2 protein-coding genes and 1 pseudogene are annotated in these 1,843 nt (G+C 74.8%); 1 reads left to right on the top strand and 2 read right to left on the bottom strand.

Annotated elements, in window-relative coordinates:
* Nucleotides 1-440 (top strand): annotated as a pseudogene (locus tag HW577_RS24465) (MFS transporter); the annotation flags it as partial.
* Nucleotides 441-443: 3 nt separating this feature from the next.
* Here the strand turns inward: HW577_RS24465 and HW577_RS24460 are convergent.
* Nucleotides 444-1,139 carry a M35 family metalloendopeptidase gene (locus HW577_RS24460; protein WP_198378701.1) on the bottom strand — a complete coding sequence of 232 codons (696 nt, stop codon included), beginning with the start codon at nucleotides 1,137-1,139 and terminating at the stop codon, nucleotides 444-446.
* Between the two features lie 44 nt (nucleotides 1,140-1,183).
* Nucleotides 1,184-1,843: Crp/Fnr family transcriptional regulator (locus HW577_RS24455; protein WP_198378700.1), on the bottom strand; the 660-nt coding region annotated here is incomplete at its 5' end.

The following is a 1,843-nucleotide window of genomic DNA, read 5'->3' as shown; positions in this document are numbered from 1 at the left end:
GCGCGACGGCGGCGGCGGCGGTGGCGGCGGGCGCGCTGCTCGGCCCGGCGCAGGTCGGCGCGCGCATCCTGGAATTCGGCTTCCTGCGCAAGATCAGCCCGCTCGTCTCGGCGCGCATCGCGGCGGCGGCGCACCCCGTGGCGGTCGTCGTGCTGATCGCGGGCGGGGCGCCGATGGCGGCGATCTTCGTGCTGATCCACGGCGCGGGGAACGGGATGCTGACCATCACGCGCGGGACGCTGCCGCTCGCGCTGTTCGGTCCCGCGGGATATGGGCGCCGGCAGGGCATCGTGACCGCGCCGGCGCGCGCGGCGCAGGCGCTGGCGCCCTATGGCTTCGGGCTGCTGGTGGACGCGCACGGCGCGCATGCGCTGTGGCTGACCTTCGCGCTCGGTCTCGCGGCGCTCGCCGCGCTCTTCGTCCTGCGCGCGCGGAGCTGAGGGTCAGCGCGGCAGCGTCTCGACGAAATACTCGTAGTTGTCGGCGTTCTCGGCGGCGCGGGCGGAATTCTCCTTGGCCAGCGTCAGCGCGCCGTTCGGGCGATAGGCATGGTCGCGCGTATTGGCGGCCAGGTGCGACGCCTCATGGATCAGGATGCCCCAGCGCGAATCCGTCCCGTCCATCCGTGCGCGGAAATAGGGGGCGCAGAGGCCGAGCACCATGTCCCGTTCCCGCGCATAGGCGAAGCGCCCGCCCGGGCAGCCCGGCGGGTCGTTGCAGCGCAGGTCGACGCCGGTCATGTCCTCGAGCCGCGCAAGGGTGAGTTCCAGCGTGAGCCGGATTGTCTTGCGCGGCGCGTCGCCGAACCAGCGGCGGATATGCGGGTGGTTGGGCTCCTCGCGCACCAGGCGGATCGCCTCGGGCAGTCGCCGGCGGGCTTCCGCCAGCGCGTCGTCGATCAGCGCGCGATGGGCGGCGACGCATTCCGGGCCGGGGATCTCGGCGGCGGTGCGCTCCAGCGGCGGGGGCTTGGCGGTCGGCGCCTCGACCGTCAGCACCTGCCGCGGCGGCGCAATCGCGGGCGGCTTGTCGGTCGGCAGGGCGGGAACGGCGGTCGGCGCGGGCGCGGTCACGCTGTCGGCGAGGCCCGGCGCGGCGAGGACCAGCAGGACGGCGAGACCCGGCAGGAAGCGCATCATGAACGCCTTCAAGCGGCATCGCGGCCCGCGCGCCATGAAGCGCTTCACCCCGCGTCGCGCGGCCCGGCGGCGACGGATTGCAGCCCGGCCTCGTCCAGCACGAACAGGTACGCCTTCTCCGTGTCGTAGGCGACGAGGTTGGCGCTGCGCCAGGCGTTGAGGATCGAGATGATGCTGCGCGTCGTCGCGCCCAGCAGGTCCGCGAGGTCCCCCTGCCGGAAGCGCGCGGCCAGCCGCACGCCGCGTTCCGTCTTCACCGAGTCGGTCTTGAGCAGGTACAGCACCTGGCGGGCGAGGCGCACTTCCAGCGGCGCGAAGGTCGCGTCCTGCAGCAGGCCGAAGGTGCGCCGCAGGCGGGCCGAGAGCACGCGCGCCAGGGCGAGGCCGAGCGCCGGCTCCGCCTCCGCGGTCTCGAGGAAGGCCTGGGCGGAGATGCGTACCAGCCGCACCTCCCCCATCACCAGCGCGTCCGCGCTGCGCGGCGCCCCGTCCAGCACGCCGATCTCGCCGAACACGTCGCCGGCGCGGAACACCTCGACCATCAGCCGCTTCGCCGCCGAATCGGGCGCGCCGACGCGCACGCGGCCCTTGCCCTCCAGCACGGCGAAGACGGCGTCCGGCGGGTCGCCCTGGGCGAACAGCGGCGCGCCGTCGGCGGGGGCGATGCGCCGCGCGCCGTCGGCAAGCCGCGCGAGCGCGGCCGG

Source organism: Neoroseomonas rubea (assembly GCF_016106015.1).
In the GTDB taxonomy this organism is placed as follows: Bacteria; Pseudomonadota; Alphaproteobacteria; order Acetobacterales; family Acetobacteraceae; genus Neoroseomonas; species Neoroseomonas rubea.
Note: the sequence above shows the minus strand (reverse complement) of the source record. Positions and strands in the feature narration are given on the sequence as shown.

Coding starts and splice junctions, on each gene's coding strand:
- HW577_RS24460 (WP_198378701.1), bottom strand. CDS start 1,139: ATGATGCGCTTCCTGCCGGGTCTCGCCGTCCTGCTGGTCCTCGCCGCG.